A 14,498-nucleotide genomic window follows, 5' to 3' on the forward strand; every position below is an offset into this window, starting at 1 on the left:
ACTGCAAAAGTACTTAGACCTTCTATTTGAATCAAACATTAGGACACCATACCTAATAAATCGCAAGAAAATCACATCAGTAAGATTGATTTTAAGTCTTAAAATAGGGAAACTGAATTCAATGTCCTTTGAATAAGTTTTCCTCTTTATGAGCAGCCCAAGACTTCGCGTTCAATTTGAAACCCTGTTTGAATACTTCGATGGTAAAGATTCTGATGTTCAGCTCGACGACATCACGGATGTGCTTTGTTGTACCCGTCGTAATGCCCGGATGGTACTCAATAAGCTTGAAGAAGAAGGATGGGTTGAGTGGTTACCTGCGGCTGGGCGAGGCAAGTTATCTCAACTTATTTTTAAGCAGAATCGTTGCGATGTCAGTGAAAACTTAGCAAGACGCTACTTACAAGAAGGTAAAATTGGACAAGCGCTGTCAGTGCTTGATCACAATGCAGCCAAGCTGACTCAAGTTATTCAAAATTACTTGGGTGTGCAATACCAGGAAGGTGAGCAGGTTATTCGTTTGCCTTATTACCGACCGCTTTCTATGCTTAACCCGACAAAGTCGATGCGACGATCTGAGCAGCATATTACCTGTCAGGTATTCAGTGGGTTAACACGTTTGGATGAGAACGATCAATTACAGCCCGATCTTGCTCATTCATGGCAAAAAATCAGCGATTATCAATGGCGATTCTTCTTGAGACCCGGAGTCCGTTTTCATAACGGAGAGCCTTTGTTAACTAATCATGTTGTGGATACGCTGCTAGCACTCGAACCTCTCAATATGTTCTCACATATAAAAGACGTCTCTTCTCCGGCAAACTGTGTGGTTGATGTCTTTTTAACGCGACCAGATAAACACTTCCCACTCGCTCTGACTGAATCTGTTGCCAAAGTCACCTTACCGATGATTTTACGTGGTGAAGACTACGATATTCGACCGATTGGTACTGGCCCTTATCGCATTGAAAAGAACGATGAGAAGCAACTCGTGCTAACGGCTTTTAACGGATATTTTGGTTTTAGGTCATTGATTGATCGTGTTGAGGTTTGGGTTGTTGATGAGGCTTACTCTTCAATGGTTTACCCAAGTCTTTCTAAGCCTGTAATGGCGGATCGCGGCGATAGCGACGAAGTCGAACTTGATCCCGGCTGTACCTATCTACTGTTGAATCGGAAAAAGGGCATCGCACAAGATCCTGCATGGGCGCAATTTTTATCTAATACTTTGAATGCGGCCGATCTGTTTGTACACATTCCGAAAGAAACTGTTATCGATTTGGGAGTGTTACACGCTTATGGGATAAAGCCCGGTTGGTATGACATCAAGTTGAACACGCCGGTTTGTCCACCAGCGAATGCGAAACCAACCATTAGATTGGCTTACCAATGCCAACACCCAATGTTTCCAACACTTGCGAAGGCTATTGTTACAGTGTTGAAGCAATATGACGTCGACGTTGAACTTTATGGTTACGAAACCGATCCTCCACACGCCGATAATGTCGATATTTGGATTAATCCAATGGGTATCGCTAACAATAGAGATGACGCGTTAGCGGGCTGGTTGATGGATTACAGCTTTCTCGATGAATCTAGCCCGGCAGAAGACTTCGATCAATGGTGTCACATGATCGATCGTTGGCGCTCGGGCGAATTCGAGCAATTCCCAGCAAGACAGTTAGGTAAACAATTGGTGCAAAGCAATCAATTGATTCCAATGTTCCACTGTTGGTTAGGCGTTAACAAAGATCAATGCGGTACGCTGCAGAACGCAAAGTGTAATGCACTCGGTTGGTTCGACTTTAGCCAAGTTTGGGTAAAACCGGACGTTGACTAAGACCAGAGATAACTTGATTAGGACAACACGATGCAAACGGTGATGATCACATTTATAACGCTGGTGGCGTTTGCTGCCAATTCAGTGTTGTGTCGTTGGGCTTTGATGGATCAAACCATTGATCCTTTGAGTTTCTCGATCGTTCGTATCATATCGGGTGCCCTTACACTTCTGATTTTATTAACTTTGTCTTCCCACTCTAAGTCTAGAGAGGAGCTAGTAAACAACGACAAGTCGGTAGAGACAAAGCTCAAATTACCGTTTCAATTCACATCAATATTGTCACTCCTCGTTTATATGTTTGGTTTCTCGTTTGCTTACTTAGAGCTTGGTGCAGGTCTCGGTGCTTTGGTTCTGTTTGTCGCGGTTCAATTTACGATGATTGCCGCACACCTGTTAGCTGGCAATAGAATGTCATTGTTAGAGTGGTGTGGTTGTTTGTTGTCAGTTTCTGGGCTCGTTTACTTACTCATGCCGACGGATTCGACAAGTTCGCCCGATATAACCTCCATCATATTGATGGCTCTGGCTGGAGTAGGTTGGGGGATTTATACACTTGCGGGTAAGAAATCCACGAACGCGTTGCAATCCACTACTGCCAACTTTGCATTTAGCTCGTTAGTGATCCTTGTGTTAGTAAGCCTGTTACTTGTCATCCCTAATGTGGCATCGCAAATATCCATCACAGAACAAGGCTTGATTTACGCAATATTGTCGGGCTCAGTGGCTTCTGGTGTGGGTTATAGTTTGTGGTATTACGTGGTGAAAAAACTGGATACAGTGGTCGCATCCATTGCACAGCTTTCTGTTCCCGTTATCGCGACACTTGGTGGCGTTTTGTTGTTATCTGAACCTGTTACTATGCAATTTATTATCTCATCGACTGTTATCTTACTTGGAATAAGCTTGGTTCTTGTCGCACCTAAACTTAAGAAATAAAGGGTTCAATCATTAACTTCTATGGCTAAACCAAACAAAAAACAACCTACTAAAACGGTCCAGATATTCTGCGCTAAATGTAAGACACAACTTTTCAAGTATCGAAAAGGCGGCAAAGGGGCGCTCGTAAAGTGTTTTAAGGAACGGATCGTTGAAGATTTCACAAAAGACCCTTGTGTGTGCCCTGAATGCGGAATTGAATTTGCGCGAGATACTTTGGTTCGAGGTACGCCTGCCTACAAATTTGTGGGTGGCAAGGTAACTATGAAGTAGTTGAGAAGAATAAATGCCGCAGCACATCATGCGTGTGGCATTTCACATTGTTTTTTATATTCAGAAGAAAGGTTAGAGCTTAATGAGCTCTAACTCGTCCTTGAAGTTGCAACAGTAATAGCGAGACAATGGCACCCGTTGTATCACACAGCATGTCTTTCTGTGCATCCCAAATATCACCTTGTGAGCCAAGGAACGCGATACCTTCATCACCACCTGCAATTTCTGCATACCACCATTCTATAATCTCGTAGCCAGCTGCTACACTCATGATCGCAAATAGGGCAAAGAAACAGGCTAGTATCGGCTGAGCCAATTTCTTACGAATCAAATACTCTGCGAGTGGATAGGCATAAAGACCAATAGAGAAATGGGCTACTCGGTCAAAGTTATTGCGCTCAGAGCCGATAAGGTTATTGAACCAGTCAAATGGCACTTCTGAGAAGGTATATTTTGCGCCTATCGTGTGCAAAATAAGCCAGATAAACATCAGAGCATAAGCTGTCTTAGAAAAGGTGAGCTTGGTGGATAGCCACCATATCCCGATAAGAATACCGAGAGCAGGGACGATCTCAGCGATCCAAACGGCTCTTGAAGATGGCGCAAAGGCTGAAAAGAGAAAGATAACAAGATAGACAGCAGTTAGTGAGAGTAGAGGTCTATTTTGAGCAAGTGGCGTAATTGTCATCATCAGATCCTTTATAAGTTTTTTGTATAGTTACATAATAATGAACAGTGTTCAATTGTGTTCTAATCACTAGATTTGTTGAAAAGTAGTGTTATCGCCCAGTATCTAGACAAACGGTTGGCGGAGTTTCACAAAAGTTTGATTTACAACAAAGCGATCCTTAAAATCATTGCATTACTACATAACAAGAAAGAAAAGTCATGAAACTGGAAACTGTCGATTACCTTGCTGACGACGCAGCAGAACAATTTGTTCGATCTCTACGTGAAACGGGTTTTGGTGTTCTTAAGAATCACCCCATCCCAAAAGAGCTTGTTGAGTCAATTTACGAGAACTGGTACCAATTCTTCATTTCTGAAGAGAAAGAGAACTTCCACTTCAATGTTGAAACACAAGATGGATATTTTCCACCTTCAGTTTCTGAAGTTGCTAAGGGCCACACTGTAAAAGACATCAAAGAATACTTTCACGTATACCCTTGGGGTCAGATTCCTGAACAGTTAAAAGAACAGATTCTAGATTACTACCAACGTGCTAATGCTTTTGCTCAAGAACTATTAGGTTGGGTTGAAGCACATGCGCCTCAAGAAGTACAAGAGAAGTTCTCAATCGCGCTTTCTGAAATGATTAATGGCAGCGAACAAACACTGCTTCGCGTTCTTCATTACCCACCAATGCAAGGCGATGAAGAGCCAGGTGCTATCCGCGCAGCTGCTCACGAAGACATCAACTTACTGACTGTTCTTCCTGCAGCAAATGAGCCGGGCCTTCAAGTTAAAGCTCAGAATGACGAGTGGTTAGATGTTCCATGTGACTTCGGTAATATGATCATAAACATTGGTGACATGCTTCAAGAAGCATCAGGTGGTTACTTCCCATCGACAACTCACCGTGTAATTAATCCATCAGGTGAACGCCAAGAGAAATCTCGTATCTCTTTGCCACTATTCCTTCACCCAAAACCGGAAGTTGTACTGTCTGAGAAGTACACCGCAAATGAATACTTAATGGAACGTCTAAGAGAGCTTGGTGTTATCTAATTAACTAGTTCCTTGTGCTAAAATTGGTATAGATATCAGAGGTCAGCAAAATTGCTGGCCTTTTTTTGTTTTTCCAAAGAGCTAAACCAATCATAGCCAATTACTGGTCACCTTAGCTGCGTAATTTTGATGGATAACGGGCTCTTGAGCCAAGCAATTGAATGTGGTGTTCCATTAAGCTCGACAAATCGTAGAAAATCGCTTTCAATTAAGAGAAGTCAGCCCACTGACCTAGGGCAATTCATCATGCCTAACAAGCTAACAACTTAATAACCCAAATGAGCCAACTATGTCGAATAATCAAGGTGTGAGAGCGAGCTTTCATAGCCATATGGAGAACCCTTTGCTCTGGCCCATTATGGAAGTGCTTAAGCGAAAACCAAGTGGATGGAAAGTACACACACTGGCGGCTTATCTAAACGACCTTGGGTTTATGCCTGTATTAGATGCAGCACCCGAGAAGGAGTTATTTAAAAAGAACTTTCTCATTATGAATGCGCTGTATCAGCTTCAAGAAACCTTGCACCCTGATGGTTGGCTTCAAGTTCAAGCAATGGATATTGAATTAATGAATGGAAGCTATCATGGAAATAGCCACAGCATTGATCACCAAGACCCTCTTCGAGACTACTACACTAATTGGACTAACTATGAAGCGGATGAAGGTGAAGTCAAAAGGCTGCTGAACGAGTTTTGGACTCGGTACAGAAAGTTTGTTGGCGCTGATACGCTCAATTTAGATAAAAACCGTGCATTGAAGTTATTTGATCTCCCTGTAGACGCAACGCATAAGGAAATTAGAAAGCGTTGGCGACAGCTGGCGTTGCGGTGGCATCCCGATAGAGACGAGGGCAATACGGCAAAATTCCAGACGCTTTGTGAGGCGTGGCATGTATTACGAAGTTCATAATCGACGTAACTCTTACTGCGCTGTTTATTGACTCTTTAGAGTGAAATTTAAGCCCTATATAAAATTGAAAGCCCCATGTTGTGAGTGACACAAGTGGGGCTTTGTCGTCATTATGCTTGTATTGTTACTAGGCTATGCGTTGTTACTAGATTAAGCGTCGTTACAACTTCATTTATTGTGCTATGAGTGATCTTTGTTTTCTCCACTCTTATGTTCGAATGCATAGTCGAGTACTTTACGGATATAAGGAGCACCGACCTTGGAACCACCATTACCGTGCTCGATGACCACAGTCGCAACATATTCAGGGTGTTCGTAAGGTGCGAATGCCGTGTAAAGCGCGTGGTCGAGTAAATGCCGAGCCAGTTTCTTGGAGTTGTAGACCTGATCTTTTGCAAGATCAAATACTTGGGCTGTTCCCGATTTACCGCCGCTAGTGTAGTCAGTTCCTTTAAATGCACGTCTGCCGCTACCTCGACTGCCGTGGTTTACGAGTCGCATCGCATTAATAGGTACATCCCATATCTCGTCTGGTACTTCAGTGATCGACAGCATCGGCTCAGGTTCAACCAGTTTTTGCGTATCAAAATCTTCACCGTGATCTAAGGTAGCTCTCAAGATATGAGGTGGCATTACCTTCCCATGATTAACTAGTACCGAGGTTGCTTTGGCAAGTTGCATTGGCGTGGATGTCCAATACCCTTGACCAATACCAATAGGGACGGTGTCACCTTGATACCAAGGGGTACGATAACGCATCATCTTCCACTCTCGAGTTGGCATGTTGGCGGTACTTTCTTCATAGATATCGATGCCCGTAGGTTCACCAAAACCAAAGCGATTCATCCAACTTGAGATGCGGTCGATACCTAAATCAAAGGCGGTTTGATAGAAGAATGAATCCACCGACTCTTCAATCGCTTGAGTTACGTCAACAGGACCGTGACCCCAGCGTTTCCAGTCTCGCCATGATTTAGAGTTGCGTTTGGAACCGGGAATTTGCCATGAACCGTGATCATCACGAATGGTGTTTTCTGATATAACATGCTCTTGTAATCCGGCAACGGCCATAAATGGTTTTATGGTGGATGCTGGAGGGTAAACGCCCAGTGTGGTGCGATTCACCAACGGGTGAGCAGGGTCATTCAATAGACGTTGGTAGTTCTTACTCGAAATGCCGTCGACAAATAGATTAGGGTCATAACTTGGGCTAGATGCCATCGCCAGTACACTGTTGTCTTTTGGATCGAGGATAACCGCACTTCCGGTTCGGTGATCAAGTTGTTCAAATACGTATTTTTGCAGTTCAAGGTCAATATTTAATACTATGTCTTTGCCTGCAACTGGCGGCACGTACTCAATAGTCCGAACAACACGGCCACGGCTGTTTACTTCAACTTCTTGATAGCCTTTGGTTCCGTGTAGGATATCTTCGTAATAGCGTTCGACACCGAGCTTACCAATAATAGTAGTCGCTTGATAATTCGCTTCGATGCCTTTTTCTTCTAGCTTCTTTAGGTCACTATCATTGATGTGTGCCACATACCCTAAGACATGGGTCAGCACCTCTCCATTTGGGTAAAAGCGCTTTAAGTTCGTATCAATCGATAAGCCGGGGAATTGGTACTGGTGCACCGAAAACTTAGCAATCTCTTCTTCACTTAGGTTCTCTAATATAGTGACAGATTTGAAACGGCGCGTGTTGTGATAACGTTTTTTGAATCGAGCGATCTGCTCAACATCACGCGGGATGTATTTGTCGAGCTTGGCGAGCATGGTATCGACATCATCTGTTTGCTCGGGAATCATCGTTAGATTAAACACAAGCTTGTTCTCGGCAAGCAACACACCATTACGATCGTAAATTAGCCCGCGAGTAGGCGCGATAGGCAATACTTTGATTCTGTTGCCATCCGCACGAGTTTGATAGCTTTCAAAATTGTCGACTTGAAGTCGGTACAGGTTGGCGACTAAGACGAGAGTGAACAGTAAGATCCCACAAAACGCCACGATTACACGGTTTTTGAATAGGTTTACTTCGATTTTATGGTCACGCATCTTAACGCGTTTATGATTCATTGAAGCCTCAAGAGTCTGTTACATTTAGTTACACCTATCGAGTCGGAACTTTATCTGAATATCGCCATAGTTTTGTAAAAGCTGTGTCATGATTTTGGGGATTTCTATGATTAAAGCGCTGACCAACAATGTAGTTACGTAAAGAGTGGCCGAATCAGATAGAAATATAGGAATTGAACGCAAAAAAACGGCCCTCATAAATGAGAGCCGTAACAATAAAGATTAACTTAACGCGAGGTATTAGTTCGAGCTCGAAGGTTTGAACTGAGATTTACGCATACGGTTTAGTGCGGCCATTACATCCAATACTCTTGGTTTCGCTAAGTCACCGTAGTTTGGCATGTTCACGTGCCACTCATCGCTTAAGATAGCGCTAAACTCTTTAGCAGGGTTGTTTGACCAACCTGGAGTTTGTGCAAACTGGAACCAAGCCCAACCAATCGCGTTTACTTCTGACGTTGATTCTAACTGCTCTAATGCAGAAAGGTCCGCGAATTCCTTACCAAAACGCAGTGACTCTTTGCCTTTCGCGTTAACTCGGAATTTGCCGTCAGTAAGAATGTTCATCAATGCTGCGCGGTTTAACGAACGAGGAACAAACGTTTCTAATGCGGTCTCACATTCGTTAGTTCGCTGAGTAGGGTGTTGAGCGATGACTTCTTGTGCTTTATCAGTTACGTCTACCGCTTGGTAGTCGTGCATTTGAATAACAGTGTCAGCCACGTCTAGGTAATCGCCAGATCCACCCATTACAACAATGGTAGAGATATCCATCTCTTCACGAAGTTGGCCAATACGGTCAACAAGTGGAGTGATTGGCTCAGCACCTTTTGATACTAGAGCTTGCATACGTTCGTCACGAATCATGAAGTTAGTCGCTGACGTATCTTCATCAATAAGTAGTGTTTGAACGCCTGCTTCAATCGATTCTTGTAGCCAAGCCGCTTGCGATGTAGAACCTGATGCATCTTGTGTGCTGAAATTAGACGTGTCTTTCTGCATTGGTAAATGGTTGATGTAGTTTGAAAGATTCAAGTTATGTACACATCGGCCATCTTCAGCACGGATCTTCATCGTATCGGTCGCAGTCACGATACCTTCACGGCCATCACCAGGAATATGGTTGTAGATAGAACGTTCAACGGCGTTCAATAGTGTAGATTTACCATGGAAACCACCACCAACGATCAGCGTGATGCCTTTAGGAATACCTAGGCCAGTCACATCACCTTGGTTTGGCGCGTTTAGCGTCACACTTAAAGACTCTGGTGCTAGGAAAGGAACTGCGCCTTTCATTGGCAGGTCGCAGTTACCTGCAATACGAGGTAATACACTGCCATTTGCAACGAATGCTGCTAGGTTGTTTTCTTCCAATTGAGCACGCAATGCGTCTTGGTCTTCAACAGCTTCACAATGCTTAATCATCGCTTCGATGTTGAGTTCGCGTTCAAGCGTTGCGCGACGAATAAACTTAGGCAAATAGAATGTAATGATGTTGATTGCTTTCTTTGCAAGAATACTACGACCATCAGCGGGTAGGTTGATACGAAAACGAATTTCGATACCGTGCTCGGTGAAAACCACAGATGTGTTATCCAAAACAGTTTGGCCGGTTAGTGCGATAGACACGGTCGCTTCTTGCTTAGCAAATTCAGAGAAGCTACGTGCAATAAAATCACGCGCTGCTACTTGGTATTCGTAAGATTTTTCTTTAAGCCAATCTAACCCTGTTAACGACCAAGCGCGTGTTGCGCGAAAACGTGAAGATGATGCATACGGGTCACCTTGAACGTGGTCGATGTGTAATTCGAAATCAGCAAAGTCGTATTGACCTTTAATTTGTTGATATGCGCGGAAGTTTTGTTTTTCGAGCTTTTTAAGCTTTGCAGTCAACTGATCCATAACGAGGAATGCCTATATAAAGGGAAGATAAAACAGAAAGGCGGCGATTATAAAAATCACCACCTATAGAGTAAAGAGAAAGTAGGCCTAAATCCAAAACAAAGTGCTCTTTTTCGCCTTAAGCGTAACGAGTTGTCCCCAAATAGTTTTGATTGATTAAGCTGTGTTCGAATTCTTGGCTCGGCATTGGCTTGCCATAAAGGTAACCTTGTCCCACATCACAGCCTTCATTGATGATAAATTGCTCCTGAACCTCCGATTCAATGCCTTCAATCGTGACTTTTAAGTCGAGCTTTTTCGCGATTTGGACTATGGACCGAACGATCTCTGAGTCTTCCTGTGAGTTGAGCATTTGGTCGATGAAGCTCTTATCAATTTTAATCGTATCGAATGGGAATTTCTTAAGGTAACTAAATGAGGCATAGCCCGTCCCAAAGTCGCCCAGTGACAATGTAACGCCAATGTTGTGTAACGATTCCAATGTATTTTTCGCGACGACTTCATCTGCAATGAGGCAACTTTCCGTGACTTCAAGTTCTAAGAAATGAGGTTCTAGGTGATAGGTTTCCAACAGGTGAATAATTTGGTCTGCGAAATCAACATTCTTTAATTGAATAGCAGATACGTTTACGGCTATTTTGAAATCTTCAACGTATTCGGACCACTCTTTCGCTTGCTCAATCGCGTTGCGCAGAGCAAAATTTCCTACTTCGAAAATTAACCCGTTTTGCTCGGCCATGTGTATTAAGGTTTCGTTAGATATGTCTCCCAGAACGGGGTGTCGCCAACGTAGTAGAGCCTCTGCACCAACCCAGCGATGAGTCAACGGGCATACTTTAGGCTGAAAATAGAGCATAAGGTCATCATTACGAACCGCTTGGAGTAAATAACCTTCAATCTTATTAATATGACTTTGTTCTTCAGCATGAGACTGAGAATAGTAAGCGAACTTCTGTCCGGAATCTTTACATGCCAACATCGCTTCTGAAGATTTTTGGATAATACTGTCAGCACCATCGTCGTGCTCAGTAATCGCAATCCCTATAAAGGCATGCAGATGAACTTTGTCACTACCAATGTCAAATTCTGAATGACCGACTTTTACCAATGTCTGGCATAGTTCTTCGATACGTTGGTGCAAATCTTTAACACTGAACGCCAACACAAGGTCAACCGAAGTAGGGCGCGCAGTTAATACCTCGACATCAGAGATACTGTCGATGCGTTGTCGGTATTCAACAAGCACTTGGTCTAACGCGTTGTAGCCATATCGAGCTTGAATGCGCCTGCCATTAGTAAATCCAATATGGATTACTGCGAGTGAGCCACCAGTAAACCTTTGTTGTGACAACAACTTCTGATCTAAGCGCGACTCAAAAGCACTTCGGTTCAAAAAACCCGTGCCGAGATCGTGATTTTTTTGGAAATTGATCTCTTGTTCTGCCGCTCTGCGCTTATCAATCTCTTGGTTTAATGAATAATTAAGACTCGCGAGGTCTTTTGTGCGAGTAGCAACTCGGCTTTTTAAGTCACGATTCATTTGAGTGAGCTTAGCGTGTTGAAACAAGGTTTTTAATTGAGATTCTATCGAGGTGCGAAAGCTTTCTAATAGCTTAATATAGGTAGGCGTGTAGTGATTTTCTTTCGAGTCCAAGATACAAATGGTGCCGAACAATTCGCCGTTAGGCCAACATAGCGGAATGCCACAATAAGAGATTAAGCCAAGCTTTGTGTCGGGGTTATTTTTCCAATCAACATCGGCAAGCGCATTGGGTACTAAAAGCTGCTGCTGAGACTCCATCACCGTTTCGCAGTAAAGCCCATTTCCTAATGTTTCAGAATCGCCTTTGTTATAAGGGTTATCCTGACTGTGGCTGGTAGAGAAAACTTCAATGTAGTTGGTATGAACACGCATGATAAGTGCAGCAGGCACTTGAGTGATTTGAGCTAAGAGGTCGACAATATTTTGCCAGCTGGAGGCCATATCGTCAGGGATATCTAAGTCTATCGTTTTTATCTTCTTCATATGACTCCGAGTCAATTATGCTAAATGCATCAACACATCCTGTGTTAATTAAGATGAACCAAATAAACTGTGAATATTACATTAACTAAGTATAAGAAATGTTGCACAAAAAAACCTCCGCAATTTTGCGGAGGTTTTCAAATGTGAATCTGGGTCTCAGTAATGAGATAAGTTTCGATTAAGGCTTTAACTTTATAAAATCATCAGTGTTAAGTTTCTCTTTATAGTCTACCGATGGTTGAGCAAAACCGTTCAACTGTAAAAACTCTTCTTTAAAACCTTGATAGTCACCGATTGATTGGAAGTTGTTTTCATCCATAGCTTCAAGTAGTTCAGTCACATGAGCTTGGGTTTCTGGGTCGAGTTCCCATTCATCCATCCGAATTAGGCGCTCGCCATCAAGTGGTACTTTGGTTTGTCCATACAGCTTACTGCTGAATAAGCGTTGCATTTGTTGGATACAACCTTCGTGGGTCTCTTTTTCTTTCATCACTCTATATAAAGCGAGCAGATAGGGGCTTAGCCCCGGAATGAACACACTCGCTTTGGTCACTAATGCTTTACACACGGTCGCGTAAGCATTACCACCAAAGTTTGCTAGTTCAAGGTTAAGTGCGTGACTGGTTTGATGAAGGTCTATTTTAGCGCGGCCCAAAGTACCGTCTAAGTAGATAGGGTGCGTGACTTCTGGACCAACGTAAGAAAAAGCAATGGTTTTGCAACCTGGGGCAATAGATTCAGCATTGATTAGCTCATCTATCCACTGTTCCCAATCTTCGCCGCCCATGACTTTGAGTGTGCTTTCGGCTTCTTCTTCCGTTGCAGCATCAAGTGTGTTGGTCACCCAGTTGTCGTGCTCTAGTGAGATAGTCGCACCAGTCACGCTTTCACCGATTGGCTTAATGGCAGAGCGCCAGAATTCTTCGGTATTTGGTTTGGGTCTTACGCCAGCAGCCAAGCTATAGATAATCAGATCCACTTCACCTTCGAAGTAGGTTTCGATGGCTTCGACAACTTGTGAACGTGTTTCTTGTGAAAATGCGTCGCCAACAATGTTGATAGCAGTGCGTTGCTCTCGTTCGGCTTCTTTCTTGAAATAGATGTTGTTGTACCAACCAGCGCTGCCTAGGGATTTCTCGTTAGGACCGCGCTCGAATGAGACGCCGATGGTGTCAGCTTTTGCACCGCCAAAGGTAAGGGCAATGCGAGCGGCAAGGCCAAAGCCAGAGGAAGCACCGATAATCAGTACTCGCTTAGGGCCATCTTTGATCTGCGGCGCACTCTTAACAAACTTGATTTGTTGCTTTACGGATTCTTGACAGCCTAGAGGGTGAGCGCTTTTGGCTACCACACCCTTGATAATAGGTTCGATCAGCATAAATAACCTTACAGTTAACGGTGATATGCACTCAGGCTAACGTAAAGCTGTGTAAAATTTATTGAGCTAGACCATTAAAACCTAAAGATACTGATATAATTCTTTGGCGACAAATTCAGCAATCCAAGGCTGAGCTTCTGGTTTTGGATGCAGTCCATCGTTCATCATCCACTCCGGTTTGAGGATGATATGCTCTAGGAAAAACGGCAAAAGTGGCACGTTTTGTTGATCAGCAAGCGCTGCAAAAACGTACTCAAACTGTTGGTTGTAACGCTTACCGTAATTCGGTGGGATTTTAATCTTCATCATAATAGGTTTCGCGCCCGCAGCTTTTATCTGCTTAATGATTTGATCAAGATTCGCAGACATCAGCTTAGGTGGGAATCCACGAAGACCATCATTCGCACCGAGTTCGATAAGAACAGTGTCTGGGGCGTGTTCTTCAAGCAATTGTGGTAAACGAGCTAAGCCATTGCCAGTTGTGTCACCAGAAATACTTCCGTTGACCACGGTTACCGTTTTGTCATGCTTTGCTAACGCGTCTGGTAACAGGCTTGGCCAACTCTGTTTGATGTCCATGTTATAACCAGCACTCAAGCTATCACCAAGCACCAGTAACTTAGAATCTAACTCGGTATCTTGAGCCAAAGAAGCGGTTGAAAATATAATTAAGAATAAAAAGGAAATTAGTCGAGTCATGCATACATCCATCATTAAAGCAGAAGCTGTTTCGAAGACAGTGTCTACTAATCAAGAACATTTAACAATCTTAGAGCATGTTGATATCGATATTCGTGAGGGTGAAACGGTTGCGATCGTCGGTACTTCAGGTGCGGGTAAATCCACGTTAATGACACTGCTTGCAGGACTCGATGTGCCAACTTCTGGCGAAATCAGTTTGTTAGGCCAACCTCTATCACAGCTTGATGACGAAGCGAGAGCCAAAATCCGCAGTGAATCCGTTGGGTTTGTTTTCCAAAGCTTCTTATTGATCCCAAGCCTTTCTGCCCTGCAAAACGTCACGCTGCCTTGTTTGTTGAAAGGTGAAGACGAAGACATCGAACGCGCGACGGCTTTGCTTGAATCAGTGGGCTTGAAAGACAGGCTTGATCACCTGCCGTCTCAACTGTCCGGTGGTGAACAACAAAGGGTAGCATTGGCTCGTGCGTTTATGATTAAGCCTAAAATTTTGTTCGCTGATGAACCAACGGGCAACCTAGACCAACAAACGGCAGCGAAAATCGTAGAGCTGTTGTTCGAACTTAATTCATCGCACGGTACAACGCTTGTTCTCGTCACGCATGACCCTAAGCTCGCACAGCGTTGCCAACGAACCTTGAAAATGCATGTCGGTCACATAGAGGAAGTGTAAATTGAATTCATCACACGGACTGAATAAACGACTGTTTTCATGGAGCATCGA

Annotated in this window: 12 protein-coding genes; 6 read left to right on the forward strand and 6 right to left on the reverse strand. The window is 43.5% G+C overall.

Translation table 11 applies throughout. The features are described 5' to 3' along the window. Window positions 1–148 precede the first annotated feature (148 nt). Genes MED222_RS19650 through MED222_RS19640 form a run of 3 tightly spaced genes read left to right on the forward strand, consistent with a single transcriptional unit; the run spans window position 149 to window position 3,052 of the window. Window positions 149–1,840 carry an SgrR family transcriptional regulator gene (locus MED222_RS19650; RefSeq protein WP_009845323.1) on the forward strand — a complete coding sequence of 564 codons (1,692 nt, stop codon included), beginning with the start codon at window positions 149–151 and terminating at the stop codon, window positions 1,838–1,840. Window positions 1,841–1,870: 30 nt separating this feature from the next. After that, entirely contained in the window at window positions 1,871–2,779 is a 909-nt protein-coding gene (locus MED222_RS19645) for a DMT family transporter (RefSeq protein WP_009845324.1), read from the forward strand. Window positions 2,780–2,800: 21 nt separating this feature from the next. Further along, window positions 2,801–3,052 (forward strand): hypothetical protein, encoded by a 252-nt coding sequence (locus MED222_RS19640; protein ID WP_009845325.1) that lies wholly within the window; start codon window positions 2,801–2,803, stop codon window positions 3,050–3,052. 79 nt (window positions 3,053–3,131) lie between these two features. Here MED222_RS19640 and MED222_RS19635 read toward each other — a convergent pair whose 3' ends face one another. After that, window positions 3,132–3,740, reverse strand: a complete 609-nt coding sequence (locus MED222_RS19635) for a DUF2238 domain-containing protein (protein ID WP_009845326.1) — start codon at window positions 3,738–3,740, stop codon at window positions 3,132–3,134. A gap of 200 nt (window positions 3,741–3,940) precedes the next feature. Between MED222_RS19635 and MED222_RS19630 the strand changes: the two genes are divergently transcribed. Continuing rightward, window positions 3,941–4,780, forward strand: coding sequence for an isopenicillin N synthase family dioxygenase (locus MED222_RS19630; RefSeq protein ID WP_009845327.1), 840 nt, complete (start codon window positions 3,941–3,943; stop codon window positions 4,778–4,780). Window positions 4,781–5,069: 289 nt separating this feature from the next. After that, window positions 5,070–5,690, forward strand: coding sequence for a DNA-J related domain-containing protein (locus tag MED222_RS19625; protein ID WP_009845328.1), 621 nt, complete (start codon window positions 5,070–5,072; stop codon window positions 5,688–5,690). A gap of 180 nt (window positions 5,691–5,870) precedes the next feature. Here the strand turns inward: MED222_RS19625 and mrdA are convergent, their stop codons facing one another. The 5 genes from mrdA to MED222_RS19600 all read right to left on the reverse strand — a co-directional run bounded on the left by mrdA (window position 5,871) and on the right by MED222_RS19600 (window position 13,774). Beyond that, window positions 5,871–7,769: a penicillin-binding protein 2 gene (gene mrdA, locus MED222_RS19620; protein WP_009845329.1), complete on the reverse strand. Its 1,899-nt coding sequence runs from the start codon at window positions 7,767–7,769 to the stop codon at window positions 5,871–5,873. Window positions 7,770–8,009: 240 nt separating this feature from the next. Beyond that, on the reverse strand, window positions 8,010–9,671 hold the full coding sequence (locus tag MED222_RS19615) for an ABC-ATPase domain-containing protein (RefSeq protein WP_009845330.1): 1,662 nt from the start codon (window positions 9,669–9,671) through the stop codon (window positions 8,010–8,012). 118 nt (window positions 9,672–9,789) lie between these two features. Next, window positions 9,790–11,697 carry a sensor domain-containing phosphodiesterase gene (locus MED222_RS19610; protein ID WP_009845331.1) on the reverse strand — a complete coding sequence of 636 codons (1,908 nt, stop codon included), beginning with the start codon at window positions 11,695–11,697 and terminating at the stop codon, window positions 9,790–9,792. A gap of 178 nt (window positions 11,698–11,875) precedes the next feature. Next, the gene (fabV, locus tag MED222_RS19605; protein ID WP_009845332.1) at window positions 11,876–13,075 is read right to left on the reverse strand and encodes an enoyl-ACP reductase FabV; all 1,200 of its coding nucleotides are present in this window, start codon (window positions 13,073–13,075) and stop codon (window positions 11,876–11,878) included. Window positions 13,076–13,156: 81 nt separating this feature from the next. Further along, window positions 13,157–13,774, reverse strand: coding sequence for an arylesterase (locus MED222_RS19600; RefSeq protein ID WP_009845333.1), 618 nt, complete (start codon window positions 13,772–13,774; stop codon window positions 13,157–13,159). Between MED222_RS19600 and MED222_RS19595 the strand changes: the two genes are divergently transcribed. Further along, on the forward strand, window positions 13,773–14,447 hold the full coding sequence (locus MED222_RS19595) for an ABC transporter ATP-binding protein (protein ID WP_009845334.1): 675 nt from the start codon (window positions 13,773–13,775) through the stop codon (window positions 14,445–14,447). The two genes, MED222_RS19600 and MED222_RS19595, sit on opposite strands and share 2 nt — an antisense overlap. The last annotated feature ends 51 nt before the right edge of the window (window positions 14,448–14,498 follow it).

It is taken from the genome of Vibrio sp. MED222 (assembly GCF_000153005.1).
GTDB classification, from domain to species: domain Bacteria; phylum Pseudomonadota; class Gammaproteobacteria; order Enterobacterales; family Vibrionaceae; genus Vibrio; species Vibrio tasmaniensis_A.

Bases quoted from the DNA above. Each gene is read 5' to 3' on its own strand.
- MED222_RS19595 (WP_009845334.1), top strand. From the start codon at position 13,773: ATGCATACATCCATCATTAAAGCAGAAGCTGTTTCGAAGACAGTGTCT.
- MED222_RS19630 (WP_009845327.1), top strand. From the start codon at position 3,941: ATGAAACTGGAAACTGTCGATTACCTTGCTGACGACGCAGCAGAACAA.
- MED222_RS19600 (WP_009845333.1), bottom strand. From the start codon at position 13,774: ATGACTCGACTAATTTCCTTTTTATTCTTAATTATATTTTCAACCGCT.
- MED222_RS19625 (WP_009845328.1), top strand. From the start codon at position 5,070: ATGTCGAATAATCAAGGTGTGAGAGCGAGCTTTCATAGCCATATGGAG.
- MED222_RS19635 (WP_009845326.1), bottom strand. From the start codon at position 3,740: ATGACAATTACGCCACTTGCTCAAAATAGACCTCTACTCTCACTAACT.
- fabV (WP_009845332.1), bottom strand. From the start codon at position 13,075: ATGCTGATCGAACCTATTATCAAGGGTGTGGTAGCCAAAAGCGCTCAC.
- MED222_RS19640 (WP_009845325.1), top strand. From the start codon at position 2,801: ATGGCTAAACCAAACAAAAAACAACCTACTAAAACGGTCCAGATATTC.
- MED222_RS19615 (WP_009845330.1), bottom strand. From the start codon at position 9,671: ATGGATCAGTTGACTGCAAAGCTTAAAAAGCTCGAAAAACAAAACTTC.
- mrdA (WP_009845329.1), bottom strand. From the start codon at position 7,769: ATGAATCATAAACGCGTTAAGATGCGTGACCATAAAATCGAAGTAAAC.
- MED222_RS19645 (WP_009845324.1), top strand. From the start codon at position 1,871: ATGCAAACGGTGATGATCACATTTATAACGCTGGTGGCGTTTGCTGCC.
- MED222_RS19610 (WP_009845331.1), bottom strand. From the start codon at position 11,697: ATGAAGAAGATAAAAACGATAGACTTAGATATCCCTGACGATATGGCC.
- MED222_RS19650 (WP_009845323.1), top strand. From the start codon at position 149: ATGAGCAGCCCAAGACTTCGCGTTCAATTTGAAACCCTGTTTGAATAC.